General features: G+C 61.4%; 32 protein-coding genes, 1 tRNA gene and 2 pseudogenes. 23 read left to right on the forward strand and 12 right to left on the reverse strand.

What is annotated here, in order from left to right; translation table 11 throughout:
• Positions 1–98 precede the first annotated feature (98 nt).
• Both ispD and ispF read left to right on the forward strand, forming a co-directional pair.
• The gene (ispD, locus tag KPB06_RS14490) at positions 99–809 is read left to right on the forward strand and encodes a 2-C-methyl-D-erythritol 4-phosphate cytidylyltransferase (RefSeq protein ID WP_059585166.1); all 711 of its coding nucleotides are present in this window, start codon (positions 99–101) and stop codon (positions 807–809) included.
• A 27-nt stretch (positions 810–836) separates the two neighbouring features.
• Positions 837–1,322 (forward strand): 2-C-methyl-D-erythritol 2,4-cyclodiphosphate synthase, encoded by a 486-nt coding sequence (gene ispF / locus KPB06_RS14495; RefSeq protein WP_059585167.1) that lies wholly within the window; start codon positions 837–839, stop codon positions 1,320–1,322.
• Between the two features lie 132 nt (positions 1,323–1,454).
• Here ispF and KPB06_RS14500 read toward each other — a convergent pair whose 3' ends face one another.
• The 4 genes from KPB06_RS14500 to ompR all read right to left on the reverse strand — a co-directional run bounded on the left by KPB06_RS14500 (position 1,455) and on the right by ompR (position 4,933).
• Complete coding sequence (locus KPB06_RS14500) at positions 1,455–1,982, reverse strand: carboxymuconolactone decarboxylase family protein (protein ID WP_006478562.1); 528 nt, start codon at positions 1,980–1,982, stop codon at positions 1,455–1,457.
• A gap of 76 nt (positions 1,983–2,058) precedes the next feature.
• Complete coding sequence (locus KPB06_RS14505; RefSeq protein WP_034207560.1) at positions 2,059–2,607, reverse strand: peroxiredoxin; 549 nt, start codon at positions 2,605–2,607, stop codon at positions 2,059–2,061.
• A gap of 189 nt (positions 2,608–2,796) precedes the next feature.
• Positions 2,797–4,158 carry an ATP-binding protein gene (locus KPB06_RS14510; RefSeq protein WP_059585168.1) on the reverse strand — a complete coding sequence of 454 codons (1,362 nt, stop codon included), beginning with the start codon at positions 4,156–4,158 and terminating at the stop codon, positions 2,797–2,799.
• A 40-nt stretch (positions 4,159–4,198) separates the two neighbouring features.
• Positions 4,199–4,933, reverse strand: a complete 735-nt coding sequence (ompR, locus tag KPB06_RS14515) for an osmolarity response regulator transcription factor OmpR (RefSeq protein ID WP_006478565.1) — start codon at positions 4,931–4,933, stop codon at positions 4,199–4,201.
• Positions 4,934–5,191: 258 nt separating this feature from the next.
• Here ompR and KPB06_RS14520 point away from each other — a divergent pair, with 258 nt between their 5' ends.
• The 3 genes from KPB06_RS14520 to KPB06_RS14530 all read left to right on the forward strand — a co-directional run bounded on the left by KPB06_RS14520 (position 5,192) and on the right by KPB06_RS14530 (position 8,392).
• The gene (locus KPB06_RS14520) at positions 5,192–5,470 is read left to right on the forward strand and encodes a hypothetical protein (RefSeq protein WP_059585169.1); all 279 of its coding nucleotides are present in this window, start codon (positions 5,192–5,194) and stop codon (positions 5,468–5,470) included.
• Between the two features lie 134 nt (positions 5,471–5,604).
• A complete protein-coding gene (locus KPB06_RS14525; RefSeq protein ID WP_275906144.1) occupies positions 5,605–7,104 on the forward strand; it encodes a DUF1800 domain-containing protein in 1,500 nt (499 codons plus the stop codon).
• A 67-nt stretch (positions 7,105–7,171) separates the two neighbouring features.
• Positions 7,172–8,392, forward strand: coding sequence for a DUF1501 domain-containing protein (locus KPB06_RS14530; protein ID WP_059585170.1), 1,221 nt, complete (start codon positions 7,172–7,174; stop codon positions 8,390–8,392).
• A gap of 10 nt (positions 8,393–8,402) precedes the next feature.
• Here KPB06_RS14530 and hpnD read toward each other — a convergent pair whose 3' ends face one another.
• Positions 8,403–9,236, reverse strand: a complete 834-nt coding sequence (gene hpnD / locus KPB06_RS14535; protein ID WP_059585325.1) for a presqualene diphosphate synthase HpnD — start codon at positions 9,234–9,236, stop codon at positions 8,403–8,405.
• A gap of 234 nt (positions 9,237–9,470) precedes the next feature.
• Here hpnD and KPB06_RS14540 point away from each other — a divergent pair.
• Together KPB06_RS14540 and KPB06_RS14545 are read left to right on the forward strand one after the other, a co-directional pair.
• Positions 9,471–9,557, forward strand: a tRNA-Leu gene (locus KPB06_RS14540).
• Positions 9,558–9,729: 172 nt separating this feature from the next.
• Positions 9,730–10,920, forward strand: coding sequence for a tyrosine-type recombinase/integrase (locus tag KPB06_RS14545; RefSeq protein ID WP_275920460.1), 1,191 nt, complete (start codon positions 9,730–9,732; stop codon positions 10,918–10,920).
• An 18-nt stretch (positions 10,921–10,938) separates the two neighbouring features.
• Here the strand turns inward: KPB06_RS14545 and KPB06_RS14550 are convergent, their stop codons facing one another.
• Positions 10,939–11,772 carry a hypothetical protein gene (locus tag KPB06_RS14550; RefSeq protein WP_275920461.1) on the reverse strand — a complete coding sequence of 278 codons (834 nt, stop codon included), beginning with the start codon at positions 11,770–11,772 and terminating at the stop codon, positions 10,939–10,941.
• A gap of 124 nt (positions 11,773–11,896) precedes the next feature.
• Positions 11,897–12,388, reverse strand: coding sequence for an aldose epimerase family protein (locus KPB06_RS14555; RefSeq protein WP_275920462.1), 492 nt, complete (start codon positions 12,386–12,388; stop codon positions 11,897–11,899).
• A gap of 103 nt (positions 12,389–12,491) precedes the next feature.
• On the opposite strand from KPB06_RS14555, the gene KPB06_RS14560 reads away from it, so the two are divergent.
• The 3 genes from KPB06_RS14560 to KPB06_RS14570 are packed head-to-tail and all read left to right on the forward strand — an operon-like array spanning position 12,492 to position 14,007.
• Positions 12,492–12,860, forward strand: coding sequence for a hypothetical protein (locus KPB06_RS14560; protein WP_275920463.1), 369 nt, complete (start codon positions 12,492–12,494; stop codon positions 12,858–12,860).
• 12 nt (positions 12,861–12,872) lie between these two features.
• Positions 12,873–13,556, forward strand: a complete 684-nt coding sequence (locus KPB06_RS14565) for an SOS response-associated peptidase family protein (RefSeq protein ID WP_275920464.1) — start codon at positions 12,873–12,875, stop codon at positions 13,554–13,556.
• A 43-nt stretch (positions 13,557–13,599) separates the two neighbouring features.
• Positions 13,600–14,007: a hypothetical protein gene (locus tag KPB06_RS14570; RefSeq protein ID WP_275920465.1), complete on the forward strand. Its 408-nt coding sequence runs from the start codon at positions 13,600–13,602 to the stop codon at positions 14,005–14,007.
• Between the two features lie 20 nt (positions 14,008–14,027).
• On the opposite strand, the gene KPB06_RS14575 is transcribed toward KPB06_RS14570, so the two are convergent.
• The gene (locus KPB06_RS14575; RefSeq protein ID WP_275920466.1) at positions 14,028–14,306 is read right to left on the reverse strand and encodes a pyocin activator PrtN family protein; all 279 of its coding nucleotides are present in this window, start codon (positions 14,304–14,306) and stop codon (positions 14,028–14,030) included.
• Between the two features lie 134 nt (positions 14,307–14,440).
• Between KPB06_RS14575 and KPB06_RS14580 the strand changes: the two genes are divergently transcribed.
• From KPB06_RS14580 to KPB06_RS14640, 13 genes are all read left to right on the forward strand, one after another.
• A complete protein-coding gene (locus tag KPB06_RS14580; protein WP_275920513.1) occupies positions 14,441–14,584 on the forward strand; it encodes a helix-turn-helix transcriptional regulator in 144 nt (47 codons plus the stop codon).
• Between the two features lie 111 nt (positions 14,585–14,695).
• A complete protein-coding gene (locus KPB06_RS14585) occupies positions 14,696–14,893 on the forward strand; it encodes an excisionase (RefSeq protein WP_275920467.1) in 198 nt (65 codons plus the stop codon).
• A gap of 291 nt (positions 14,894–15,184) precedes the next feature.
• A complete protein-coding gene (locus KPB06_RS14590; protein WP_275920468.1) occupies positions 15,185–15,523 on the forward strand; it encodes a hypothetical protein in 339 nt (112 codons plus the stop codon).
• Positions 15,516–15,737, forward strand: a complete 222-nt coding sequence (locus tag KPB06_RS14595) for a hypothetical protein (RefSeq protein ID WP_275920469.1) — start codon at positions 15,516–15,518, stop codon at positions 15,735–15,737. Before KPB06_RS14590 ends, KPB06_RS14595 begins: the two co-directional genes overlap by 8 nt.
• A 142-nt stretch (positions 15,738–15,879) precedes the next feature.
• On the forward strand, positions 15,880–16,737 hold the full coding sequence (locus KPB06_RS14600) for a DUF6387 family protein (protein WP_146075180.1): 858 nt from the start codon (positions 15,880–15,882) through the stop codon (positions 16,735–16,737).
• 140 nt (positions 16,738–16,877) lie between these two features.
• Positions 16,878–17,144 carry a transcriptional regulator gene (locus KPB06_RS14605; RefSeq protein ID WP_275920470.1) on the forward strand — a complete coding sequence of 89 codons (267 nt, stop codon included), beginning with the start codon at positions 16,878–16,880 and terminating at the stop codon, positions 17,142–17,144.
• Positions 17,145–17,411: 267 nt separating this feature from the next.
• Positions 17,412–17,858, forward strand: coding sequence for a hypothetical protein (locus tag KPB06_RS14610; RefSeq protein WP_275920471.1), 447 nt, complete (start codon positions 17,412–17,414; stop codon positions 17,856–17,858).
• 504 nt (positions 17,859–18,362) lie between these two features.
• Positions 18,363–19,223 (forward strand): helix-turn-helix domain-containing protein, encoded by an 861-nt coding sequence (locus tag KPB06_RS14615; protein ID WP_275920472.1) that lies wholly within the window; start codon positions 18,363–18,365, stop codon positions 19,221–19,223.
• A gap of 23 nt (positions 19,224–19,246) precedes the next feature.
• Positions 19,247–21,007, forward strand: a complete 1,761-nt coding sequence (locus KPB06_RS14620) for a toprim domain-containing protein (RefSeq protein WP_275920473.1) — start codon at positions 19,247–19,249, stop codon at positions 21,005–21,007.
• A 27-nt stretch (positions 21,008–21,034) separates the two neighbouring features.
• On the forward strand, positions 21,035–21,355 hold the full coding sequence (locus KPB06_RS14625) for a hypothetical protein (RefSeq protein ID WP_146075181.1): 321 nt from the start codon (positions 21,035–21,037) through the stop codon (positions 21,353–21,355).
• A 5-nt stretch (positions 21,356–21,360) separates the two neighbouring features.
• A complete protein-coding gene (locus KPB06_RS14630; protein WP_275920474.1) occupies positions 21,361–21,714 on the forward strand; it encodes a winged helix-turn-helix domain-containing protein in 354 nt (117 codons plus the stop codon).
• Positions 21,711–22,064 (forward strand): hypothetical protein, encoded by a 354-nt coding sequence (locus KPB06_RS14635; protein ID WP_275920475.1) that lies wholly within the window; start codon positions 21,711–21,713, stop codon positions 22,062–22,064. Before KPB06_RS14630 ends, KPB06_RS14635 begins: the two co-directional genes overlap by 4 nt.
• A gap of 441 nt (positions 22,065–22,505) precedes the next feature.
• Positions 22,506–22,685 carry a beta-lactoglobulin I gene (locus KPB06_RS14640; RefSeq protein ID WP_275920476.1) on the forward strand — a complete coding sequence of 60 codons (180 nt, stop codon included), beginning with the start codon at positions 22,506–22,508 and terminating at the stop codon, positions 22,683–22,685.
• 2 nt (positions 22,686–22,687) lie between these two features.
• Here the strand turns inward: KPB06_RS14640 and KPB06_RS14645 are convergent, their stop codons facing one another.
• The 4 genes and pseudogenes from KPB06_RS14645 to KPB06_RS14660 form a co-directional block, all read right to left on the reverse strand.
• The gene (locus tag KPB06_RS14645) at positions 22,688–23,089 is read right to left on the reverse strand and encodes a hypothetical protein (RefSeq protein ID WP_275920477.1); all 402 of its coding nucleotides are present in this window, start codon (positions 23,087–23,089) and stop codon (positions 22,688–22,690) included.
• A 775-nt stretch (positions 23,090–23,864) separates the two neighbouring features.
• Positions 23,865–24,146: pseudogene (locus tag KPB06_RS14650) on the reverse strand (IS3 family transposase); the annotation flags it as partial.
• Positions 24,139–24,276: pseudogene (locus tag KPB06_RS14655) on the reverse strand (IS66-like element accessory protein TnpA); the annotation flags it as partial. The pseudogenes KPB06_RS14655 and KPB06_RS14650, both read right to left, overlap by 8 nt.
• Before the next feature lie 143 nt (positions 24,277–24,419).
• The gene (locus KPB06_RS14660; RefSeq protein ID WP_011695179.1) at positions 24,420–25,796 is read right to left on the reverse strand and encodes a glycoside hydrolase family 28 protein; all 1,377 of its coding nucleotides are present in this window, start codon (positions 25,794–25,796) and stop codon (positions 24,420–24,422) included.
• Positions 25,797–26,689: the final 893 nt, after the last annotated feature.

Consider the following 26,689-nt stretch of genomic DNA (forward strand, 5'->3'; position numbering starts at 1 on the left):
AGGGGTGGCGTGCACGGGCGCATCGCGGTGCGCCGGTCGAGACGAAAGACCTATTATAAAATCCGCTTCTCGATTTCACCTTTCCGGCGTTTCCCTTCGTGACTCCCCGACTTTTCGCCCTGATTCCCTGTGCCGGCACGGGCAGCCGTTCCGGTTCGGCCGTGCCGAAGCAATACCGCACGCTGGCCGGCCGCGCGCTGCTGCACTACACGCTCGCCGCGTTCGACGCGTGCAGCGAGTTCGCGCAGACGCTCGTCGTGCTCGCGCCCGACGATACCCATTTCGACGCGCGCCGCTTCGCGGGCCTGCGCTTCGCGGTGCGCCGCTGCGGCGGCGGCTCGCGGCAGGCGTCGGTGCTCAACGGGCTGCTGGAGCTGGCGGAATTCGGCGCGACCGACCACGACTGGGTGCTCGTGCACGACGCCGCGCGCCCGGGCATCACGCCGGCGCTGATCCGCACGCTCGTCGCGACGCTGAAGGACGACCCGGTCGGCGGGATCGTCGCGCTGCCGGTGGCCGATACGCTCAAGCGCGTGCCGGCCGGCGGCGACGCGATCGCGCGCACGGAGCCGCGCGACGCGCTGTGGCAGGCGCAGACGCCGCAGATGTTCCGTATCGGCATGCTGCGCGAAGCGATCCTGCGCGCGCAGCGCGAAGGGCACGACCTGACCGACGAAGCGAGCGCGATCGAATGGGCCGGCCATACGCCGCGCGTCGTGCAGGGCAGCCTGCGCAACTTCAAGGTCACGTACCCGGAAGATTTCGCGCTCGCGGAGGCGATCCTCGCGCGCCCCGAAAACGCTTCCTGACTTTCACTTCTCTCAATCGGAACACGCATGGATTTCAGAATCGGACAAGGCTACGACGTGCACCAGCTCGTCGAAGGGCGCCCCCTCATCATCGGCGGCGTGACGATTCCGTACGAGCGCGGCCTGCTCGGCCACTCGGACGCGGACGTGCTGCTGCACGCGATCACCGACGCGCTGTTCGGCGCGGCGGCGCTCGGCGACATCGGCCGCCATTTCTCCGACACCGACGCGGCGTTCAAGGGCGCCGACAGCCGCGTGCTGCTGCGCGCGTGCGCCGAGCGCGTGAAGGCGGCCGGCTTCGCGATCCAGAACGTCGACAGCACCGTGATCGCGCAGGCGCCGAAGCTCGCGCCGCATATCGACGGGATGCGCGCGAACATCGCCGCGGATCTCGGGCTGCCGCTCGAGCGCGTGAACGTGAAGGCGAAGACCAACGAGAAGCTCGGCTATCTCGGCCGCGGCGAGGGGATCGAGGCGCAGGCCGCCGCGCTGCTGGTGAAGCAGGGCGGCTGACGTCCGGCCGTGGCGGCGTGCGGTTCGCGCCGCACGCCGCGCCGCCGAAATGAAAAATGCCACGCGCATGCGTGGCATTTTCGTTGGAAGCGGGCGTCGCGTATGGCGAGCGCCGCGCAACCGCTCATTCGCTCATTCGCCTTCGGCGGCGATCACCTGCGCGGCGGCGTTGATCACCGACGCGATGCGGCCGACGTCGCGCAGTTGCGTGACGGTCATCCCTTGCTCGTTCTTCAGCAGCGCATAGTGCGACTTCACGCAGAAGTGGCACTTGCCGACGATCGACGCGGCAAGCGCGTACATCTCGAACTTGCGCTTGTCGACGCCGCCGTGCGTCGCATACGCGCCCATCCGCAATTCGGCGCGCTGCGTCTTCAGGTCGGCGTCGTCGGCCATCTCGACATACGGATACCACGTGTTGTTCATCCCCATCAGCGCGGCCGCCGTCAGCACGGCGTTCGTCTCTTCGGGCGACAGCACGCCGGCTTCGCGGATCGTCTTCACGAGCACCGTGCTCTTCGCCGCGATGGCCGCCGCCAGCGCCACGCCGACCGCGTCGGTGCCTTCGAGCGACGAGCGCGAGATCGTGCCGTCGAGGTTCAGGCGAATGTCCTTCGCGTAGTCGGGGATACGTGCCTTAATCGAGTCGATGAATTCCATTGATATCTCCTATGGGTTGGCCGTTAAAAAAGCCCGCAGGCAGGACGTGCGCCGCGGGCTTCGTGCATCGATGCGCTTACAGCGTTGCGCCGCCGACTGCACGGTTGCACGGGCACAGTTCGTCCGTTTGCAGGCCGTCCAGAATACGCAGGACTTCTTCCGGGCTGCGGCCGACGTTCAGGTTGTTCACCGAAACGTGCTGGATCGTGTTGTCCGGATCGACGATGAACGTCGCGCGCAGGGCCACGCCGGCTTCCTTGTCGCGCACGCCGAGCTGGTCGATCAGTTCGCCCTTGACGTCGCCGAACGAGTAGTGGTTCAGCTTGTCGAGATCCTTGTGCTCACGGCGCCATGCGAGCTTGACGAATTCGTTGTCCGAGCTGCCGCCGAGCAGGACGGCGTCGCGCTCTTCGAACTGCTTCGTGAGCTTCGCGAATTCGACGATTTCCGTCGGGCACACGAACGTGAAATCCTTCGGATAGAAGTAGATGATCTTCCACTTGCCCGGGAACGACGCTTCGGTGATCGTCTCGAACGCCGACTGGCCGTTTTCCTCATGATTGTTGAAGCCCGGCTTCGCGGCTACGACGGTGAATGCTTCGAGTTTATCGCCCACGGTTTTCATGCGGATACTCCTGTGTGAGTTGGGAAGAAGACTGAGTCAAGCTACCTCGGTGCTGCAACGATGATGTGACAGCATGCCGAAGACTATAACACTATTAATAAGGCACTTCAATAGATTTTGACTAACGACCCTCATAGCTTTTATCAACCGGGCCGATAGTGTGACGCGCAAGATGCGTGCGCGAGCGTGTCACGCGGTCGCACGCGCCTTGCCGGCGCCCGGGAACTCGAGCGTGACTTCCAGGCCCGCTTCGGGGTGGCGGTTGCGCAGGCGCAGCGCGCCGCGATAACGGCTGACGAGCCGCAGCACGATCGCCATCCCGAGGCCCGTGCCGTCCGCCTTGGTGCGCGCGGTGTCGACGCGGTAGAACGGCCGCATCACGAGCGGCAGTTGATCCTCCGGGATGCCGGGGCCTTCGTCGCTCACCGCCAGTTCGACGCGCGCATGCGACACGCGCGTCTCGAGCGTGATGCGCGAGATGCCGTCCTGCTTGCTCTGGCCGTACTTGCGCGCGTTCTCGACGAGGTTGCCGATCACGCGACGCATGTCGGTCTCGTCGGCTTCGATGATCGCGCTCGGCGCGAGCCGCGTGCGGATCTCGACGCCGTCCTCGCCCGACACGCGCGCGGCGACTTCGTGCGCGATCGACGACAGGTCGACCGGTTCGGGCTTGCGCTGCGACGGGCGTGCGTAGTCGATGAAGGCCGCGATGATGCGGTCCATCTGCTCGATGTCGTCGACCATCGCATCCTTCGTCGCCTGATCGGACGGGCTCATCTCGGTTTCGAGCCGCAGCCGCGCGAGCGGCGTGCGCAGGTCGTGCGAGATGCCCGCGAGCATCAGCGCGCGATCGGCCTCGAGCTGTTCGAGGTCGCGCACCATCTGGTTGAAGCTGCGGTTGGTTTCGGCCGCGACGCCCATCCCGCGCTCGGGCAGCGGCTCGGGCGCCTGGCCCGAACCGACCTGGCGCGCGGCGAGCGCGAGCCGCGAGAACGGCCGGTTCACGAGGCTCGTGATGAACGCGGAGCCGAACAGCGACAGCGCGAGCGCGAACAGCCCCCAGCCGGCCCACTGCAGGCCCGTGACGTTGTCGAGCTGGTCGCGGTCGAGCGCGACCCAGTAATCGTCGTCGTCGATCTTGAAGCTGATCCATACGCCGGGAATGTCGTTGACCGACTGCGCGATCACGGTATCGTCGCCGAGGCGGCTGCGGATGTCGTGCTCGATCAGGCGGTTCAGCGATTCGTCGGGCTGCAGCTTGAACTTGTCGGTTTTCTCGCGCGGGTACACGCGCACGCCCTCGTTGCTCTCGAGATCCTGCAGCAGCGCGCGCCGCAAGTCGGGATCGGAATAGAGCAGGGCGGTGCGCGTGAGCTTCACGACCGCGACGAGCTGGAGCGCGACGCGCTGCGCACGCGGCTCGCGCTCGATCACGCGAAAACTCTGGAACCACGCGGCGAGACTGACCGAGATCAGCAGCGCGATCAGCAGGAAGGTGCGCCAGAACAGCCCGCCGAACGCGAGCTGCAGAAGGCGCCGGTCGATACGCATGGGACGGGCCGTGGGCGGGGCGAAACCGGGAAGAAAAAACTCAGGCGGCGCCGTCCGGGATGAACACGTAGCCGAGGCCCCAGACGGTCTGGATGAAGCGCGGGCTGCCCGGATCCGGTTCGATCAGCTTGCGCAGGCGCGAGATCTGCACGTCGAGGCTGCGGTCGAACACTTCGTATTCGCGGCCGCGCGCGAGCTCCATCAGCTTTTCGCGCGACAGCGGCTGGCGCGGATGACGCGCGAAGACTTTCAGCACCGAGAATTCGCCGGTGGTCAGCGGAATTTCCTGGCCGGACTTCGTCAGCGTGCGCGTGGCGAGGTTCAGCGAGAATTCGCCGAACTCGAACACCTCGGTGGTTTCCGACGGCGCGCCCGGCAGTTCGGCCGGCGCCTGGCGGCGCAGCACCGCATGAATGCGCGCGACCAGCTCGCGCGGGTTGAACGGCTTCGGCAGGTAATCGTCGGCGCCCATCTCGAGGCCGACGATGCGATCGACGTCTTCGCCCTTCGCAGTGAGCATGATGATCGGCGTGCGGTCGTTACTGCCGCGCAGGCGGCGGCAGATCGACAGGCCGTCTTCGCCGGGCAGCATCAGGTCGAGCACGAGCAGGTCGAAACGCTCGCGTACCCAGAGCTTGTTCATCGCGGTCGCGTTTTCCGCGACGTAGACGTTGAAACCCTGCTCGCCGAGGTAGCGGCGCAGCAGATCGCGCAGGCGAGGGTCGTCGTCGACGACGAGAATCTTGGAGGGGTTTTTCGTTTCCATGATCGGCATCTTATCGCGAATGGGAATTGACGCACGGCCGCGTATTTTCGTGCGTTACAGTCGGTTACAAAATTTACCCGTAGTGTCGCGCCGAGTAAAGGCAGGCTATATAGATTCCTTTACTCGAAGCCGAAATTCGGTAGATACTCCCCTGCACTCCATCTTTCATCTTTGCACACCCGAATTCCGCAGGGTTTTTCAAGTACCAGAGGTAGCCGGTTGCCGCGTGACGAAGGGAACAAATCGACCAAAGAAGCGAGGACGGTCATGCGATCTGCCCGGATTGCACTGATGCTGACGATCGCGCTTGCCGGTCCGTATGCGTCGAACTTCGCGTATGCGCAGCGCCCCGAGCAGGGCGCACCGTCGCGCAAGCTGCCGCGCGGCAAAGCGTCGCAACCCGATCGCGCCGCCGACATGACGGCCCGTTCCGCCGTGCCTCCCGATCTCGAACAGCGCCGCCGCGACGGGCACATGACGCCCGAAGAGCGGCACCTGTTGCGCCAGCACATCGAAGACGCCGTTCGCGAGCTGTACAAGCGCTGATGCGTGCCGTCGTTTTTCGTGCGCGGAAATGCCCGCGCGGAAAGAATTCGTAGCACTTTTTCCGTCAACTTTCGGCCGCCGAATGCCGTTGTACGGGCATCCGCACCGCCGGTGCGTTCCGGGAGTCCATGACGATGAAAGCGAACGCTGCCGCACCGGCGCCGTCGCCTGCCATGCAGTCGCCGCTCGATGCCGACGACGCGCTGTTTTTCCTCAGCCGCACCGGTTTCTCTCCCACACCCGCCGAGGTCGCGCGCATCGTCGGCATGACGCGCGCGCAGGTCGTGGCCGACACGCTCGGCGATGCGCGGCGCGAGCCCGTCACGACGTGGCCCGACTGGCTCGCCGAGCCGCCGCCGACGCGCGCGCAGCGCCAGGCGCTCACGCCCGACATGCGGCGCGACGAGCAGCGCGAGCGCAATCGCGGCTACGATGCGTTGCGGGCGGCCTGGATCAACGAGATGGTCGCGACGCCGTCGCCGCTCACCGAGCGCATGACGCTGTTCTGGCACGGGCACTTCACGTCCGGGCAGGACAAGGTGCCTTACCCGCAGACGATGGCCGCGCAGAACGCGCTGTTTCGCCGCGAGGCGCTCGGCAACTTCGGCACGCTGCTGCATGCGGTCGCGAAGGATCCGGCGATGCTGCAGTATCTCGACGGCGCGAGCAATCGCAAGGGGCGGCCGAACGAGAATTTCGCGCGCGAGGTGATGGAGCTGTTCACGCTCGGCGAAGGGCGCTACACGCAACACGACGTGACCGAAGCCGCGCGCGCGATGACGGGCTGGACGGTCGATCCCGACACGCTGCGCTTCGCGGTGCGGCCCGACTGGCACGATGCCGGCGACAAGACGATCCTCGGCGAAACCGGGCCGTTCGACGGCGACGGCTTTCTCGACATCCTGCTGAAGCGGCCGGACACCGCGCGCTTCATCGCCGGCAAGCTGTGGCGCGAGTTCGTGTCCGATACGCCGGAGCCGGGTGCGCTCGATGCGGTGGCCGACCGGTTTCGCGCGAGCGGCTACGACGTTCGCGCGGCGCTCGCCGCGCTGTGGTCAACCGACGCGTTCTGGGATCCGCGCAACCGCGGCGTGCTCGTCAAGTCGCCGGTGGAATTCGTCGTCGGCTCGGTGCGGCTGTTCGACGTCGCGTACGGCGATCCGCTGATGCTCGCGAACACCGTGCGCACGCTCGGGCAGAACCTGTTCTATCCGCCGAACGTGAAGGGCTGGCCGGGCGGCGCGCTGTGGATCAACAGCACCACGCTGCTGTCGCGCAAGCAGTTCGTCGAGCAACTGTTCCGCGCGACCGAGACGGCCGGCATGCGGCCGCCGGCCCGTGCGGTCCCGACGCCGCCGAACGCGCGGGCACAGGCGATGCCGGTGGCCGACGCGGCGTCGGCCGGCATGCGCGGCACGCCACCGAAGCCGGCGCGCGGCGGCCTGCGGTTCGATCTCGAGCGCTGGCTGGCCCAGTATCGTGCGCGGCCGCAGGCGATCGCGGGATTGTCGACCGAGCTGCAGTTGCAGCATGCGGTGCTGCAACTCTCGCCGGTCGCCGCGATCGACACGGATTCGACCGGCGGCGCGTATCTCGAGGCGCTGCTGATGGATCCGGCCTATCAACTGAAATGATGCGAACGATGACGAAGCGGGCAGCCGCCGCGGCCAAGGCGCCGGGCGGAGAACCGAAGGATGTGCGATGAACCGACGTGATTTTCTGACGCTGACCGGTGCCGCGGCCGCCGCCGGCGTGTCGATGTGGCAGGCGCCCGCGACGGCGGCTGGCGCGACGCCGGCCGAGCGAAAGCCGGCGGCCGGGTATGCGAACGTGCTGATTCTCGTTGAGCTCAAGGGCGGCAACGACGGCCTCAACACGGTCGTGCCGTACGCGGATCCGCTGTACTACCAGTGCCGACGCAGCATCGGCATCAAGCGCGACCAGGTGCTGCAGCTCGACGCGCGGACGGGGCTGCATCCGTCGCTCGCGCCGCTGATGCCGCTGTGGCGCGACGGTCAGGTCGCGGTCGTGCAGGGCGTCGGCTATCCGCAGCCGAACCTGTCGCATTTCCGCTCGATCGAGATCTGGGACACCGCGTCGCGCTCGGATCAGTACCTGCACGAAGGCTGGCTCACGCGCACGTTCGCGCAGGCGCCCGTGCCGCCCGGTTTCGCGGCGGACGGCGTCGTGCTCGGCAGCGCCGAGATGGGGCCGTTGTCGAACGGCGCGCGCGCGATCGCACTCGTCAATCCCGCGCAGTTCATCCGTGCGGCCCGGCTCGCCGAGCCGTCGTCGCTGCGCGAGCAGAACCCGGCGCTCGCGCACATCATCGACGTCGAGAACGACATCGTGAAAGCGGCCGACCGGCTGCGCCCGCGCGGCGGGATGCGTGAATTCAGGACGACCTTTCCGGCCGGCGCATTCGGCACGTCGGTGAAGACCGCGATGCAGGTGCTGGCCGCGTGCGAAGCGTCGGGGCCCGGCGTGCAGGACGGCGTCGCGGTGCTGCGCCTGACGCTCAACGGCTTCGACACGCACCAGAACCAGCCGGCGCAGCACGCCGCGCTGCTCAAGCAGTTCGCGGAAGGGATGAGCGCGATGCGCGCCGCGTTGATCGAACTCGGGCGCTGGAACGAGACGCTCGTGATGACGTATGCGGAATTCGGGCGGCGCGTGCGCGAGAACCAGAGCAACGGCACCGATCACGGCACGGCCGCGCCGCACTTCGTGATGGGCGGCCGCGTGGCCGGCGGGCTGTACGGCGCGCCGCCGGCGCTCGGGCGGCTCGACGGCAACGGCAACCTGCCGGTCGCGGTCGATTTCCGCCAGCTTTACGCCACCGTGCTTGGGTCCTGGTGGGGGCTCGATGCGACGCGCGTGCTGCAGCAGCGCTTCGACACGCTGCCGCTGCTGAAGGCGTGAGGCGCGCCGCTCAGCGGCGGCGCGCGGCGCGCCACGCGATCCACAGCTTGCGGATCGGCGTCAGCGCGATGCGCTGGTGCAGCACCTGGTAGCCGTCGCGCGCGATTTCGTCGAGCAGCGCGCCGGCCAGCGCGATCTGCGCGCGCAGCGTGCGTTGCGCGCGGCGTTCGGCGGCGGGGATCGCCGCATCGGCCGCCGCGAGCGCGTCGCGCGCACGGGTCGTCTGGAATTGCAGCAATTCGGTGAAGGCCGGGCTGTAGCGGCGGTTCAGCAGATCGGCCGCGGTTACGTTGTAGCGCTGCAGTTCGTCGATCGGCAGATAGATACGGCCGTGGCGCGCGTCGTTGCCGAGCTCCTGCACGAATTGCGCGAGCATCAGCGCGCGGCCGACGTCCGCGGCCCACGGTTGCGGTGCGGCCGGATTCGCCGAACTGGCGCGCGCGACCAGCGACGCGAAGGTGCCGCCGACCTGCGCGATATAGCGCTGCAGGTTCGCGAAGTCGAGGTAGCGCGCCTGTTCGAGATCCATCCCGTAACCGTTGACGAGCGTGCGCAACGCATCGGCTTCGGCGGCGATCGCCGGGTGATGCTGCGCGAGCGCCTTCGTGACGGGGTGCGACGGCTGCCCGTCGGCCAGTGCCGCGAGTTCCTTGTGCCACCAGGCGAGCTTCGTGTGGCCGACCGTCGGATCGCTGGTTTCCTTGACGGTTTCCTCGAGTTCGCGGCGCAGCGCGAACAGCGCGGTCAGGCGCGGCTGCGTGGCGAGCGGCGCCTGGCGCAGCGCGTAGTAGACGCTGGAGCCTGCGGGGGCGGCCTTTTGCTGACAGTAGTCGTCGAAGTTCACGGGCTGAATCGGGTGGGGCGGGTTCGGGGGACGCGCGGCGGCGCGTTGCCGAAACGTCGAGCGCGGCATTCTAGCACCGCGGCACGACGGGCGCCGGCAGGGCGAGACAAGACCGCAGGGATCGGGTAGAATCTCGCGCTCGCCTGATCGGGCGTGCCGGTTTTCGGGCCGGCGTGAAGTCCCGGGCGCGTGGAGCACGCATCTTGCGTGCCGCGCGGTCAGGCGACGGAATGCGCGTGAGTGGCGAAATTGGTAGACGCACCAGGTTTAGGTCCTGACGCCCGCAAGGGTGTGCCGGTTCGAGTCCGGCCTCACGCACCACATATACTCCCAAGCAATCCCATGTTTGGCCAAAAAGCCCCGTCAGTCAAGTGCTTACGGGGCTTTTTGTTACCAGCGTTGCCCATCGTTTCCCATTGACACCCACGGAACCCGGGGGCATCGTAGGGGGCAGTTTTCCTGATCTGGGGCATCGAAATGCCCCCGCGCTCAAATGCCCCTCACCGATGTCGCTGTCCGTGCGGCCAAGCCCCGCGAAAAGTCCTACAAGTTGGCCGACGGCCAAGGCATGTACCTCGAGGTCATGCCGAACGGCTCCAAGTACTGGCGGCTGAAGTATCGCATCGACGGCAAGGAGAAACGGATGGCCCTCGGGGTCTATCCGGCGGTGACGTTGCTGGCTGCTCGGAAGGCTCGCGACGAGATCAAGGACCAATTGCGCGCCGGCCTCGACCCGTCGCACGAAAAGAGGCGCGTGAAGGCTCAGCGCAGCCTGGACCGTGCGAACTCCTTCGAGCCCATTGCCCGGGAGTGGCATGAGCAGAAGAGGGGCGCGTGGAGCGAGCGACACGCTGACCGGATCATGAAGCTGCTCGAGCGCGAACTGTTTCCGGTGCTCGGCGTGCGACCGATCGCCGAGATCACGGCGCCCGAGTTGCTGGCGGTGATTCGAAAGATCGAGTCGCGCGACGCGATCGAACTGGCTCACAAGGCGATCCAGGCGACGAGCCAGATCTTCCGGTATGCCATTGCCACCGGCCGGGCAGAGCGCGACCCTGCGCCTGACCTCCGCGGCGCGCTGAAGACCCGTACCGTCGTACACATGAAGCGCGTCAGCGAGGCAGAGCTGCCGGAGCTCATGCAGAAGATCAGTACGTACGACGGGGACTTGCAGACGCGCCTGGCGCTTCAGTTCATGGCGCTGACGTTCGTCCGCACAAGCGAACTCCGGTTCGCTGAGTGGACGGAGATCGACGAAAAGAAGAAGGAGTGGAAGATACCGGCCGAGAAGATGAAGATGCGGTCGCCGCACATCGTGCCGCTGTCGACGCAGGCCCTCGAGGTGATCGCGAAACTCCGCGAACTGAACGGCCACAGCCAGTTCCTGTTCCCGAGCCGGTCGAGCTCCAAGAAGCCGATGAGCGAGAATACGATCCTGTACGCCCTGTACCGGATGGGGTATCACTCACGGATGACGGGACACGGCTTCCGCGGTCTCGCGTCGACTATCCTGAACGAGCACAATTTCAACCGAGATTGGATCGAGCGCCAGCTGGCTCATAGCGAGCGCGACGGCGTACGGGCGGCATACAATCACGCCGAATACTTGCCCGAGCGCCGGAAGATGATGCAGTGGTGGGGAGACTTCATTTTTCAATGTCAGGGCGATACCAGATCATCCTGATGACAGATGTCGCACTCGTTATTTCTGTGGATCCGTTTTTTTCTTGAGATCGGTGGTATCAAAAAAATACGGAATCTCGAAATCTCGCATCATCGGTTTGGGGAATTTCTTGGTATTTTTGAGTGTGGTTATTTTATTCTTGGAATTAACGAGTGATTCCATGTACGCCAGAGTTGATCGTCTAATCAAATTCAAAAGAGAGATGCAGAGATCCATTAGCTCAGAATGTAACTGCATTGCTGATTGATGGGTATTGTCGCACCCGGACTCTATATAGAATGCTATTAGTGCGGTCTGGGCGGATGCGAGGAAGTAATTTTCGGATTGTGTTTTTCCGATAAATTGGCTGTATCCAATTTTTTCTTTTTCCAAATAGTCTATCGCGGCGTCCCACTCGGTAGGAGTAGGGAAGTGCATGCTATGACCATTCCTTGCGATTGCGAGCCATTTGCAACCCGAGGCTTTTTTGTTGAAATCTTTCAGTAAGAATTTTCCTTCATCCTCTCCTAGTATAGAGAAACATGAGTTGGTCAGGAAGTTTTTTATCGTCTTCGAATTTATCGCCTTGTGCGCTTCGTATATCTTTCCGGCGGTTAATCTGTCCATTAACTGTTTTTGGCCTGACATTGCGTGAAACTGTGGGTTTTCTTCTCCTCTTGGATGTGAGGAGAACATCAACTTCTGAAGGATCATGATTTCGTTGAATATCTGTCCCAGTAGGAGAAGTGAAAACTTGTCCCCGGGGGGGATTGATTTCCAGTGATCTCGTGTTATTGTAAGTTTCATAATGGAGTTTTCGGCGAACACATTATCTAGAGCCGATAGGGAGGCGGTTTGGGATGTCTTTTTCATGTTTTCGCTAATTCTCGGTCTCGACTTTTTTGCGTGCCGTAGCTAACAGATGGTAGCGCCGAAGATATCCAATTGGAAGTTAATGAGGGCGAGGCTGAGACAAATCAGCGACTTGTGCTGCCTGCTATCGCATCCCGGCCCGCCGCATCTCCTCGCGTAGTAGATGCATCAGCCGATGCAACTGCCCGTGTGCTCCAGCGAGGTCGCCCTTGTTCGCGACGTTCTTGTCCGTGTAGAGGTACCAATCCTCGATGCGCTCGAGCGACTTCCTCAGCGCACGGATTTCCAGGATTAACCACCGCACCTGAAGGTCCGTGTACTCGCGCCACAGCGCGCGCAGCTCGGAGTCGGTCGGTGCGTCAAAATCAGGCACCTCCGGCCGCAGCTTGAACCGCGGATCCGTCAGTGGGACGCGGTTGCGATCGATTCTCGTCGCCTCGATCGGCACGCATGCGCCAAGGAACGTCGACCGAGGGTCCTCGTCGATCCAGTGCTCAAATTCGCGTTTGGTGAGCTCGACCGGGGTCCTCAGGCGCGTCTTCTCGCCTTGGAATCCGTACTCCCAGATGTATGCCCACTGTGGCTTGATCACGGCACAAATACTGTATAAAAACACAGTGTATCGCGAGGTACGATGGTGCGGTCAAGAACGAAAAACAGGGTGGCGAACGCCGCAGTAAGATCTTCAGAGGCGAGCCCATTGAATGGGAGGAGGGGACATGTCGCGACCCATGACCGCGGTGCAAAAGGCGTTCGTTGAGATGTGTATCGCGGATGCCAAGTACGAGATTCTGAGCCTGATGGAGATCACCGTCATAGGGTACGAAGCGCGGTGCTACAACGATCTAGGCGGGAATATCGTCATGGGGAAATATGGCTTCTGCGAGCATCAGGTGACGCTAGGCCGGGATTTGTTTCCCGACGCACCGGGGCAACCCGAAGGCTCCGGATTCGACGAGGTCTACTATGACGTCATCTGTACTGCACTGGACGAGTGGCTGAGCGGTCCGGTTATTCCGCTCGGCGAGATTCGATCGCCCCCGGAGCTGGGTTACGACGAGCCGGACACCGACATTTCGGACGAGTAGGGGACGCAAACTGTGTGCACCAACTACGTGGCACCGGGCGAAGATCCCGGCTTGAGCGAACTCAAGATCGACAGTTTTCACGACCTGTACCGCTGGACGCCGTGGAAGCCCGAGATCTACCAGGACTACGACGCGCCGATCGTCGGCTACGTCGACGGGCAGTTCAAGCCGCTGATCGCCGGCTTCGGCTTTTGGCCGCGGGCACTGCAGAAGGCCAACGTCGAGAAGGCGAAAGAGCAGGGCCGCAAGCCGCCCATCATCCGCAGCACGATGAACGTGCGCGACGACAACCTCGGCAAATCCCCCTTGTATGCGCCGGCTTGGCGCGCAGGGAAGCGGTGTCTCATTCCTGCCAAATGGATCTATGAGCCGAACTGGGAGACGGGTAAGCATGTGCGCTACCGGATCGGCCTCGCCGGCTGGCGGCCGCTCTGCGTCGCGGGTATCTGGCGCACGCTGCAGTATCCCGACGGTGTCGAGCGTCACACCATGGCGATGATCACGGTCAACGCCGACGAGCATCCGATCATGATGCACATGCACCGGCCAGGCGAGGAAAAACGGTCGGTCGTGATCCTGCGGCCGGACGATTGGGAGGAGTGGCTAACGACGTCGAACGTCGAGGCGGCGCGTGCGATGCTGCAGTTGTATCCGGCAGACGAACTGGCTACCGAGCCGGCGCCCGATAATATGTAGCCGGATACACCGACGGCCGGCTGTCACGACAAAGGAGCAGTCTATGCACGCAGCAGATGCATACCGAGAAAAGAAGCGATCACAGCGATTGATCGGAGCTTCTATCGCAGTGGCCGTGTTGTTATCGATTGCTGGTTGCTTCGGGGTGATCAGATCGATGGTGGGCGGCAGTGCTGCCGCACTGATCTCATCCCTTTACGGAATCGCCTCTGTTTGGGGCGGATTCTGGGCTGCCAATGACATGCGTACGTTCGAGCCGTTCGTCGATGTGCGAGCTCAGTTCGAAGCTGCAGAACGCCGCCGAAAGACCACTCAGGAGGAACTGCGCTACGTGGTGGAGATCCTGCGGTCCGATCCCGAATTGGCCCGCCGCTACGAGCAGTTCAAGCTATCTAAGAGGGCAAGCCTTCTAGATCCGAGTAAGCCTGGTTTGACTCTCCCTTGGCCTTGAGCTCGGCCGTGTGAATGAGGCTAGTCCGTGATCCACTTCCTTCCATGAAATGACTCGTACTCCTTGATAGCGGCGGCGCGCTGCTTGTCGATGTAGAGTGCGAGATCCATGATATGGACACCCCTGGCGGCCTTCTGTGACGTACCCATCCGAACGAGGGGAAGGGCGATGTCACCGGTTGCGATCTTCTGTAGAAGTTTCGGCAAAGTGAGCGGAGCGAAGTAATCCCGGCAGATATCTCCGATTGGGACAATCGCACGCGCGTCGTACTGGGCCATGAGTATGAATACGGTTTTCATCGCTCGTCTATCTGTAGATTTTGTCTGCTGCCGGTCAACGTGATTGCAGTGGGCGTGTCGCGCCCCGAAGGCGACAACTTTGGACGGAGAATCTCATGAATGGTGAACCACTCGTTTATCGGATCCATATCGCTATGGAGAAGCTCGGGTTGTCGCGTGCCACGATCTATCGCCTTGCGGCAAATGGCGATCTCAAGCTGATCAGGATTGGACGCAGAGCCAGCGGGATTAACGCTGAGAGCATACGGGAATTGATTGAACGAGGTAGTGCTTCGTAATCCAATAGCGTCCGATGCGGCAGAGGCGGCGAAGTGTCATCTCTGCCGTCGGTCCGTCCCAGCCTACAACCTGTGTTCGGTCGGCTCACGCGCTGCACCATAGGGCAACACATGAAAATTCGCTTGGATGAATGGTTGAAGAGAGAATTTTATCCGCCTCCTGCCATACGGACGGCGAGGGCGTGGATCAAGCAAGGCAAGATATACCCTCCGCCGGTGAAGGTGGGGCGTGCTTACTACGTCGAAGAGAAGGCCGTGTTCGCGGACGGCATGACTCGATCTCGTCTAGTCGATCGTATTCCGAAGTAGTTGCCTGTTTACAAATTTCTGCTTGACGACGTAGCACCGCAGACATAACCTTGTACTGCGCTTGAGACAACAAGCGCCGGGTTTGGCGACCTGAGCTCTACAGGCGGACGACCGCCACAAGGCGGTATTTTTTCGTCCGTTGTATCATCACGTCCATACTGTTACGGGTGGGCCGTGATGGGGAGACCTTCGGGTCTGCCGGTTTCCTGTAGGCCGGTTCGCCAACCCTGTCACGTGCCCGCCCACCCCATTTGGCGATGGGAGGCGAGCTCCAAATCTACAGGAGCCATCATGTCTCGTCATCTCGAAGCCGCAACGCCGGCAGCCGATCAAGTAAATTACCTCAACCGTGTGTTCAATCGCGTGAATGCGCAGGGATTGACCATGGACGGCGCCAGTCGCGCTCTGAGCGATGTGTATCGCGGCCTCATCGGCATCAGCGCCATCTCACAGATTCTCATTGCGAACGAAGTCGCCAAGGACAGTTCGGAGCCGGCGCTTGATGGCCATTTGGCGGGTGGCCTGCTCGATGCGGTCAACGCGCTCTCGTCCTTCATGATTGACCAGATCGAGGATCTGGCCGACCAGGCTGACCGGCGTTCGGAAGATGCGGAGGTGCACCATGGATAACAACGTGCACCACTTGCCGATGCGGACGAAGCCCGGCAGACATCGTGCTCGTCCAATTCCGCAACTGCCTCTGGCAGAGGTTATCAACTTCGCGCAGGCCAAACCGGACCCTACGGTCGAGAAGCAACTCGCCGACTACCGGGAGGCGTTGACAACGGTGACCCGCTGTCTATTGACAGCGGCGAGGGCGATTGCGGCGATCGACCGGAAGTAGCCGGACGGTCGCGAGTAATTACAGTCAGATTTGAGCGTATATTTATTGATCACAGGTACAACCGCGTCTAGCCCGACGGGGCGAAAGCAGGGCCCCCTTACCCTGTTGGCGCGGTTCCTCATAGGGGGCGCGTGAGGGCGCAATGAACAACCAAAAGAAAATTCTGTCGACTGTTCCCGACTGGTTCGATCTCAAAAAGTATGATGGCGTTGCAAGCCTCGATATTTGGGGATGGCATTGGAACATCACGCACCGGCTCCGACTACAACAGCAGTTGCGGTTTAAGGTTCCCGAGGACTTTCCGTTCCAAGTAAATCAGGAGTACGAAGACGAAGAGCTGGACCAAGCACGTCAGTCAATCAGACAACATCTGGAATATCCGGTCGTACGAAGGAATGAACCACATTCGCTCGATAAAACTTCACCACGCGAAGCGGTGAACGATGAAATGGTTATGGACGCTCTTTATCACGCTGAATCACTACTGGAGGACGAAACGTATGCTCGGGCGTTCGAGGCTCATAAATTTGCCATGAGCACGACGGAGGAGTGGGCGAGTAAGGAGGCATACAAGAAATCGGAACCAATAGAGGATTCGATAAATGAAATTTTGGCGAAGAAATTCCCTGCCAGTGCTCGCTATGTCTATGCCGAAGTCGACATCGGTGCGCCGATAGAGAAGCTTCTCGAATCCTTCGAAAAATGGGTTCGCAACGTTAAGCAGTCTCGAAATCAGATTTTTTCGAAGAAGAAGCAGTTCGGCGAATCAGACTTCTCAAAGTGGGAGCGGTATCGGCTTCTCGCCTACTTCGACTTGGCGCTCTGGGCTGAGATGGAGAACTACCATCTTTCGCACGACCTCTATGTAAAGTGCCTGTTTCCGGAACGCTCGGGCGATACTCTCAGCTTTTTTCGGAGGACAGTCAAAGACGAAGCTGAAAGCGTCTTCACTTGGGAGTGTTCGGAGGCGCTGCAGGCCCAAGCGGACATCAAGTGGTAAATATGTGTAGCCAGGAATCTACTGGTAGAAAACAGTACACATAAAACTGCCAGTACATTTTTAGCATCAAAAGATCACCTTCCAACAAAAGCTGCCGTATACCACCATTAGCTCGCGAACTACACCAACAGCGAGCGAACGTGAAGAAGACAGCAGCGCCAGCCGATTCCGGCAAGCCGATCGAGCCGATCCTCCCGCGGGTCGGTCTCTCCAAATGGGCCCAGATCGCGCCCTTTATTCCGATGTGCCGCGAGTCATGGCGGAAGTTGGGGATCGCCGGCAAGGCTCCGCAGCCGATCCGGATGAGCCGAACCCACTCCTGTTACAGCAACGCCGAAGTGCACCGGTGGCTGGCGGATCCGCTTGGCTACGCTGCGGCGCCTCAGGAAGGGCGGGAGGCGGCATGACGAAGGCGAAGATTACGCACGCAAGCGATTGCGCGCTGCACAACGAACCGGCATTCCCGGCGGCGCAGTGCAATTGCGGCGCTGAGCTCACAGCTCAGCGTAGATATGCGGCATGGCTAAGTCGCTGCGCTTATAACCAGGTCGCGCGTTTCGGAAAACTGCTCCGCTTTCGTGTAGGGAGCCAATTTCGTCGGTCCGGAGAAGCTTCCAGCCAACCGTGTTCCCCGACTGACTGCCGCCGGCCGTCTGATAGCAGCGGAGTAGGTAATGACCTTCATCGCTGACTCCGTACGCGTGCGGCTCGACGATGCGGAAATAGCCATCGTAGCGAAGCTCAAGAACGCGCATATGGTCAATAGCGCTGACAAGCTGTTGGTGAAATCGCATAAGTGTCCCCGACGAAATAGTTATTGTGGTCTCAGCCGCGACGATTTTACTCCCAGCGCGGGTCACCGTTCCGCCGGCAGCCTGCCGATGATCGCAGACAGCATCAGCAAGCCGACACCCGGGGTGTTCGAGAACATGCCGTACAACCGCGAGTTCGAGAGACTGAACGAGATCACCAAGCACATGGTCGACAACGTCCGAGACATTGCCGAGATCGCCTATAGCAACGACTGTACGGCTACTTCCAAGGCTTCGGCGGCTTGTTTTGTGGCACCGGATGCCCGCCAAATCGTGCAAAACGAGGCTGGCCTGTCCCTCGTCGCCTGAAACGTTCGGGAAATTGATTTAGCTTATGTCTGTCGACTGCCAATCGATGGACAAAGAGGGAAGCCCCGCTTGGGGAGAGTTGAGGTAAGCCGAACCCTCCGGCAAACCGAACCGGCTTGGCCGCCGGCAGCTTTCCCCCAGCGGGGTTTTATTTTGTCTAATTCGCACTGCTTAGGAAGTGGTGGGAAAGGATGGCAGGTATGAGACGCGTTGAAATTGATCGGTCAGTTGTTGATGACAAGGCACGCGAAAGGCGCATCGCCGAGCTCGGACGCTTGCTCGAAGCGTCGTGTGATTCGGCCACACGTCGACAGCGCTGGCTGGAGATGCAAGCCGAGATCTCCGCAAGGAGCTCAGCCCAGGTGGCTCGGATGGAGCGGGCACGGGGGCTGAGCCGATGAGAACGCTCCTGAAACGTGCCCTGATGCGGGCATACGGCGCAGGCCTCTTGTCGCTGCAGAGCACGCAGCGCGTCTATGACTTCTTCCGTCTGTCGAGGCACTGATGGCTGCCACCGATTACCTGCTCGATCTCGGGCATCCCGTTGCGTACTACCCGGGCCTCGTTAAGCACCTCGGCAGCGTCAACGCCGTTCTTTTCTTCAGCCAGATTTTCTATTGGCAGGACAAGGCCGCGTCCGACCTTGGCGTGTACAAGACCGTCGAGGAAATCGAGGCTGAGACCGGCATGACCTATCGCGAGCAGGCGACCGCCAGGAAGCAACTCGTTGATCGTGGTGTTCTGGTCGAGACGAACAAGCGGCTCGAACACCGCGTCTACTACCGCATTGACCTCGATCGCCTGAACGAGATGTTGGAATCCGCGAACTGCGGAAAGCGCATTTCGGGGGAGGCTGATTCCGCAGTCCGCGGGGCAGCGAAAGCGCAAGTCGTTAATAAGACAAAGACTACTACAGAGACTACATCAAAGAGTACGGCTGACGTGTCAGCCAAGCGCGATGTCGTCGATGAAAAGTTCGATGAAGCATGGCGGCAGTATCCGAAACGTGAAGGCTCGAATTCGAAGCAGGCAGCTCAGCGGGCATGGAACGCTCGGATCCGTGAAGGCATCGATCCGAACGTGCTGGTCGCGGCGGTGGTTGCCTACGCTGCGGCGATGAAGGCTGCCGGGAACATCGGTACGCCGTACGTGAAGCAGGCGTCGACGTTCTTCGGCCGTGATCGCCACTTCGAGGAATTCGCGAAGCCCGGCGCGAAGGGCGATCTCTTCGATGGCGGCGGCACGGCGGTTCCGTGGTGGAAGGCGGCGGGCTTCACGTACCAGTGGCAGGCCATCAACGCCGGCTGCAGCGAGCGATCCGCGCATCTCTGGGCGAACGGAGTACGGCAAGGAGCGCCGGCATGAACGCACGAGAACTGGCCGAACTGATGGCGCAAAACGCGCCGTCCGTCGCCGAGCACCTCCTGCCGAACGGGCGCAAGTCGGGCAAGGAGTGGAAATCCGGCAGCACGGCGGGCGAGAAGGGGCAGAGCCTGTCGGTGTGCCTCGCCGGCGCCAAGCGGGGCGTGTGGAAGGACTTCGCCAGCGGCGAGGCGGGCGATCTGCTCGACCTCTGGTGCGCATGTCGGTCGCTGTCGGTGGCTGATGCGATGCGCGAGGCGAAGCAGTTTCTCGGCGTCCGCGACGACATGCCGAAACGGCAGGCGCCGACGTATCAGCGTCCGGCGCGGCCGAAGGCAACGCGACCGACTAGCTTGCTTGACGAATGGTTCGGCGGCCGCGGCATCACTGCCGAGACCGTCCAGGCATTCAAGGTCGCCGAGCAGACCAACGGGCCGAAGACGCACATCGTCTTCCCGTACCTCCGGGGCGGCGAGCTCATCAATGCCAAGTACCGGAACATCGCGGACAAGAAGGACATGCGGCAAGAGGCCGGCGCCGAGCCGTGTCTGTTCGGCTGGAACCTGATCGACCCGGCCCAGCGCATCGTCGCGATCGCCGAGGGCGAAATCGACGCCATGACGTTGCATCAGGTCGGCATTCCGGCGCTGTCGGTGAACGCCGGTGCCGGCAACCACCAGTGGATCGACAGCGACTGGGAGCGCCTCGAGCGGTTCAGCGAGATCCTGCTTTGCTACGACAACGACGAGGCCGGCCGGAAGGGTGCTCAGGAGGTCGCAAACCGCCTCGGCATCGAGCGCTGCCGCGTCGTGTTCTTCGGTGAATCGAAGGATGCGAACGAATACCTGCTCGCCGGCGCCACGGTGGAGGATTTTCGCCGCTGCTGCGATCAGGCATCGGGCTTCGATCCGGACGAGCTCAAGTCGATCGAGCGCTTCTGGTCGAACGTCAAATCGATGTTCTACCCGGCGCACGAGGAATCGAATTTCCCGTACCTGTCGTTCTGCGGCCGCAACGAATTGTGGTTCGAGTTCCGCCCGGGCGAGGTGACGGTATGGACGGGCATCAACGGGCACGGCAAGTCGCTGTTGCTTGGCCAGGTGCTCATCGGCCTGATGTGCCAGGGCGAGCGCGCCTGCGTCTTCTCCGGCGAGATGCGGCCGGAGATGCAGGGCAAGCGGATCGCGAAGCAGCTGGGCGGGCTGGACAGGCCGGCGCCGGAGTATCTCGACCACATGGGCGCATGGCTGCGCGATCGGATGTGGGTCTTCGATCTCGTGGGAGTTGCGGCGATCGAGCGTCTCGTGACGGTGTTCACGTACGGCTTCAAGCGCTACGGGATCCGCCACTTCGTGATCGACAGCCTGATGATGACCGACGTCCCGGAAGACGGCCACGGTGCGATGACGGCGCAGAAAGAGGCGATGCGACTGCTCGCCAACTTCGCGCGCCAGTACAACGTCCACGTGCACCTTGTCGCTCACCCGCGCAAGGGCCAGGACGAGAAGCGCAGCCCTGGAAAGATGGACGTCGGCGGCAGCGGGAAGATCACCGACGCCGCGGACAACGTGTTCTCAGTCTGGTCCGCTCAGAAGGATGAGGACGACCAGAGCGTCGACGAACCGGACGCGTTCCTGACGCTGCTGAAGGCGCGCAACGGCGAGACGCAGCGCCGGTCGCTCGCGCTGTTCTTCAACCGTGAATGCATGCAGTTCGGTCCGAGCGAGAGCCGCCGGCCGTACGTGTATTTGCCGTTTAGCTGCGTTTCCGAGGATTACACCTGCTAGGCCACACCGTGAGAAAGGAGACAAATGATGGCGAAAATCGAAGTGACGAACTCAATGATCGCTGCGGCGATGGATATCGGTACGAGGACCGGTCTTTTCGCGCCGGGCCCGAAGCGTGACGACGTGATCAAGATGATCGAAGGCGTCCTCTCATTTGTGGGCGCTCACGCCGCTGATCGATTCAATTGTCGGGTTCGAACTGCGGACGGCAAGAAGGAGGTTCGAGGACGGATTGTCGGGCCGGCACCCGAGCGCCGTGGCTTCTTCCGCGTGGAAACCGAGGATGGAAAGCAACTCTTCCTCAGCGGAAACGAAATTTATCCGTACTCGACGTACAAGCCGAGGTAACACGGGTGAAGCAGATCGAACGCCAAGGATCGGCGCAGCGAAGCATTTGCGAACTCCTCGAGCGACACGGTGCGATGACGATCAACGAGCTCGCCGCGGCCCGCGGTGTCGATCCGCGTCCGATCGCTCGTCAACTCGATGCGCTGCTCGAGGCCGGCTTCGTCTCGGCGTCGGGCTCGCCCAAGCGGTACACGCGTAGCGAGAAACCGATTCCCGCGGTTGTCCCACTCAAGCCGAAGTCCGCGCGTATCGCCGAAAGCCGGCGTCGCGACGCGGCGCGTGTTTCGATGCCGTTCCGGATTCCGGCGCCGACGGAGCTCGATCGCGTGATGTTGTCCTGGGTTGGAGTAGAAGCATGATCTCGCTGCGCAACCTGTCCAATCCGGGTCTCGTCGGCCACCGCATCTGCGAACTGCTCGAGCAGCAGGGCATGCTGACCCAAGCGAGTCTCGGTATGCAGATTGGTGTACCTCGCGGGACGATCTCGAAATACCTCACGGCACTGACCGCCGAAGGCTATACGTACATTGCGAACAGAATCGCCTATTCCAAGCCGAGTCCATCGAAGGGAATAAGGAGTGGGGTGATCCTGCTTTACGCACGGACAAACAAGCCCTTGCCCATCCCTCGCGACCAACGGGTGGAACTGGATGCAGTCGATCTACATCGGATCATGTGCGGAATCGTCCAGCGCGGGAAACAGAATTAACGTGAGGACGTCTCCTTCACTGCGGTGATTTGCCCGGCTCGCCCGGGCATTCTTTTCTGGAATGCGCCTCGAATCCTCAATCTGCCCTCAGTGCAAGCGTCTATGGCGACTGGACATCGTCGCCATGCTGCGTGAAGCGAAAGGGAAGCGATGGGTGTGTCGCGTCTGCCAGATCGCCAACGAAGCGGACGTCGCAAATAGGCAGCGCGACTCAGAAGAAACGCCAAGCGGGGGCCATTAGCCCAGCCCTGAATAACCGGTGTCGAGCCGGCTCAATAAACGTGGACGAATGGCGGAGTCGCACCGCCACGCGCAGATGGATGGCTACCGCACAAAGGCGCAGCAGTCTGCACGAATCCGGATATACCGCCCTCGACCTAGCAACGCTTCTAAAAAAAGCGGGTGGGAGGTTGCGCCCGTTCCATCGGTCCGGAGTTGAAAATGATCGCGTACGCCATCTTCACGTCTGACGGCACACTGCTTGCCACCATCTCGACACCGACACCGCCGACGCTCGAGCAGATGGCGGACTACTGCGCGGAGATCAACGGGTTCGCCGATCGAGATGAATGGATGTACGAGGCGCGCATCGACGACATCGCGTACGCGCCTGTCCATTAGCCTTAGCGGCGGTCCGTAAGCCGGCGACCGTGGAGGCAGGCTCTGAGACAGTCCTCTAGCCGAAGCGGTAGAGCCGCAACGCTATCCGCGCCGATATCGCCAAGCTTGCCGGTCTTGATCCGGTTCGCATGATATTCGGGAAGGTCGCCGTGATAGTCCCAGAGAATTACCCCGTTCCACGCATCAAGCTCGATCCAAAAGCGGCAGTCTTTGTCACGGTCGAGTGGAACACCAAGCTTGTCGCGATGAAGCCGGAAAATCACTTCGGCTTGCGCCATGTATGGTTCTTCCGTCTGCTCGGAGTAGACGGCCTCGAACTTGCACTCGACGATTTGCTCCACGAAGCCACGAAATTCCAGCCGCAATTCGCGCATCAAGTCTTCGTACGCGATACGGTTGATCATGGCAGCTCTGTTTCGCGCGGAATCCGCGTCTCTAAGCCTCCGGAACTCCGCTTTCTCACGCTCGGCCTTTTCCTGCAGCAGCTCGCTATACCTTTTCATCTATTCCCCGTGGCCATGGTCTGTTTGGCGATCGACTGCTCGCGATCGTTGTTCGTATGCGCAGCGATTGATTCGTCGCTCATGGCGCGCAGGCATTTAATCACATCCGCGGCGATCGAGAGTCCTCGTAGCTTTCGCAGGTCAATTCCCTCGCGTGCGCGCACGTACGCGCGTGGAAAGGCTCAGGCGGATACAGCAGAACGGATGGGAAATGGAGGAAGAGGGTGTCCTGCATGCCTCAAAAACACGCGTTTCCCGCTCCACCTCATTTCATTCAAATACCTTTCTGTCACATTCAAAGGCTTACATGCTGCAGTGCGTTCGCCGAGATCAGCGTATCGACCAACTGCGGAAATATCGCAAGTCATTGATTTTATTGGATTGGTGCGCCGCACATAGATTTGACATAATGGACGCTATCAGTCGAAACGGTGTAGTAGCTTTATAAAAATGTCGTGTTCTAGCCGTTTAGAAATGTCGCGTTTCGACCTCGATATGCTAGCTGGTTCCCCGTAAGACCACGAAGCAGTGCCCTGTTAAAGACGACCTCTTTCCTCTGAAAACACGACATTTCTATTTAGCTGCGAACACGACATCTTGATATGGCCATGACATACATTGTAGTGGCTAGATTGAAATGTCCGCTTTGGGGGTGCGGCGGAATTCTTGGACTGGGTTATGTCGTCAGCCCGAGACTCTCCCGGTACTCAATCGGACTGAGTGCGCCAAGCGAGATCTTGCTCCGTTTCTCGTTGTACCAGCGAATGTACGAGTCGACGACCTCGATGAATAGGTCGGTGGTGATGGTCTGTCAGTCTCGAGAGTAAAACAGTTCCGTTTTCAGCCGTCCCAAGAAGCCTTCGCACGCCGCGTTATGGGGCGAGCAGCCCTTGCACGACATTGAACGGATCAGATTGGCCTCCCGTATCCGGGTAAGCCAGCCTGGCCAACGATAGTGACGCGCCGGGTTGCAAGCATGCTTCGACCAGGCGGCGTTTCCCATCTGGATCGAACGACCGTTTGCCGTGCGGCGAAACGTGCATCACCTTCAGGGGCAGGTAAACGAGGTCAATCGTGTCAGCTGTCATCGTGGTTGCGTCCGCAAGTGTGAGTTGCGGACGCAATCGTGGATCGATTCAGCAGTGCCGGCTAGGTGCGGAGGATTTCGCGCTTACGCATCAGGCGTTTTGATCCTAATTTGGCCCCTACCGAAGACGTGTCCCCATGTCGCTCAAATCTGCGCAGGGATCGTGATGCTGCTCGGGCAGGACAGCGTCGCGCCGGTATCCGGAATCCCCACTACTTGTCCGTTCGAACCGGTCGAGGTCGTCGCGCTGCTGTGGCTGCCCAGTTGCAATTCGCCGTCGGTCACGGAGAAGGCCTTACCGCCACTGATCTGGCTATTGGTGATGCTGATTCCCGTGTCGCCCGATTTTGGCACGCCCATCAGGCTGTTCGAGAGCCCGATTATGGCGCCTTGCTGCTTGGTGGCGGTGGCGATCACGTTGTCGATGGTGACGTTGGCGATGATCGGCAGGGCGCCGCCGGTGCCCGAGGCGTAGGCGTAGGTGAACAGGAAGGGCTGCTGGACGTTGCGCATGCAGGTGTTCCGGTAGGTCACGCCGGTGGTGGCACCGCTGTCCTTGGCGGTCTGGTCGGTCTTGATCCGGTAGCCGTAGTCGGTGCCGCTGAACTGCATCGTGTCGACCGTCACCTGCGAGACGCCGGGCTTGGCGAGCGTGGTGCCGGCCGCCTCCTGGCCGCCGATCGAGATGCCATGACCACCGCCCACCACGCAATGGCTGACGTTGACGCTCGAGGTGGCCGCCCCGCCCGCGTTTGACTTGATGGCGATATCGTCGTCGCCGGTGTCGAGCAGACAGTTCTTGATGGTCGCCGTCTGGGTGCCGATGATGTCGATCGCGTCGGTGTTCGGCGCGAGATCGTCACCGCTGGCATTGCGGTTCGGATTCGCGTAGATCCACACGCCGTCGATCGTGACGTTCTTCGAGCCCGATTCAATCACCAGTTGCTCCTTCGGCGAGTTGCGGATGATCAGTGCGCTGCCGGTAGCATTGGACGAACTCGGGAAGGCCACGATCGACTGCGATTTGCCGGCATCGGTGAAGTTCGAGCCAATCTGCAGGTTTGAGCCGGTGATGGCGATCAGTTTGGGCCGGGCCGTATTGTTCTGCCCGACTGCGGCAGGCCAGTAGTCCTGTCCGTCGCCGTCGATCGCGCCGGTGCCGGTAATGGTCAGGTTGCTCAGATTGCTGCCGGTCAGCATTGCGCCGCTCGAGGGCTGCGCGGGCGAGCCCTTCAGCGTGAAGCCCTTCTCCAACTTCAGCACGATATTGCTGGCGAGATTCACGCTGGTGATGACCGCCGTCGAGATGCCGTTGTTGCTGGCCAGGTCGACCAGGCCCGGACTGCTGCTGGTGCCGCTGGCGGCGCACTGTTGGATGGCGTTCTGCAGATTCGTGGTGTTGGTGCTGGCCGAACTGCTCCACTGCGGCGTGCAGGTGGCCGCTTGTGCGGACGCTTGCACGGCGAGCGCGGCCAAGGCGGAGAGCATTAGGACGAGGCGCGTGCTGCTTTTGCCTTTCATTGGTTTTCCTTGTATTTAAAATAAGAGAGCGAAATAGGTGCAGCCGGCAAGCAGTGGGGGGGGTAACCTATGAGTCGCAATTCGCCGCCGGACGAACCTCGGCCGGGACACAACACGTATCCCAGGATACTGCTCAGGGCCTCGGATTTTTCTCGAATCCCTGCGCACTAACACGGATCGGTGACCATAATGATCCTCAGTTGAGAACGTCGGCAAAGTGATGGCACTGACGGGAGTGCGAGCAGCAATCACAATGGCGCCTCTGTTTATGCGATAACCAGGCGTCAAACAAGTTGCATCTCCCGGCGGCCCCTCATGTACAAAGCAATTTATGACATATGGCTTTCAAATTCACTTAATTATACGCTGCATAGTCATTGACGTGCATCCAGCAACCGCAGATTTTTGATCAAACAATAAATAAAAGATGCAATAGCTCTAAATCAAATATCGACTCTCCAGTCGCGCCCTCATTCTCGCCGCACTAGCAAAATTCCGGAGTTCTTTTTGAAATTCATCGATCAAACTCTTACGCGAATATTAATATTCGTCGTTTTTTGTAATTATTTTGAAAATTTAGGTCTCTCTTCTGTATGCACTAGTAATAACTGCATAGACATACGATCGGTTATGTCGTCAGCCCGAGACTCTCCCGGTACTCAATCTCACTGAGTGCGCCATGCGAGAACTTGACCGAACCAAGGTGATGCTGATCGCCGAGATGGGTTGGAAACCCGGGCGTGCAGCGTAACGGATCGGTCTGAGCGTTCGCCAAGTCAACCCGCTGATGCGGCGCTATCAGGAAGTCGATGACGGAGGCTGGCTCGTGAATTCGCCGCCGACGTCGTCGGCCGAAGGTCTGCCAGCCGCGAGCGCGTCGGGCACGTCCGGCC

The sequence above is a fragment of the Burkholderia semiarida genome (assembly GCF_029268935.1).
Taxonomy (GTDB): Bacteria; Pseudomonadota; Gammaproteobacteria; order Burkholderiales; family Burkholderiaceae; genus Burkholderia; species Burkholderia semiarida.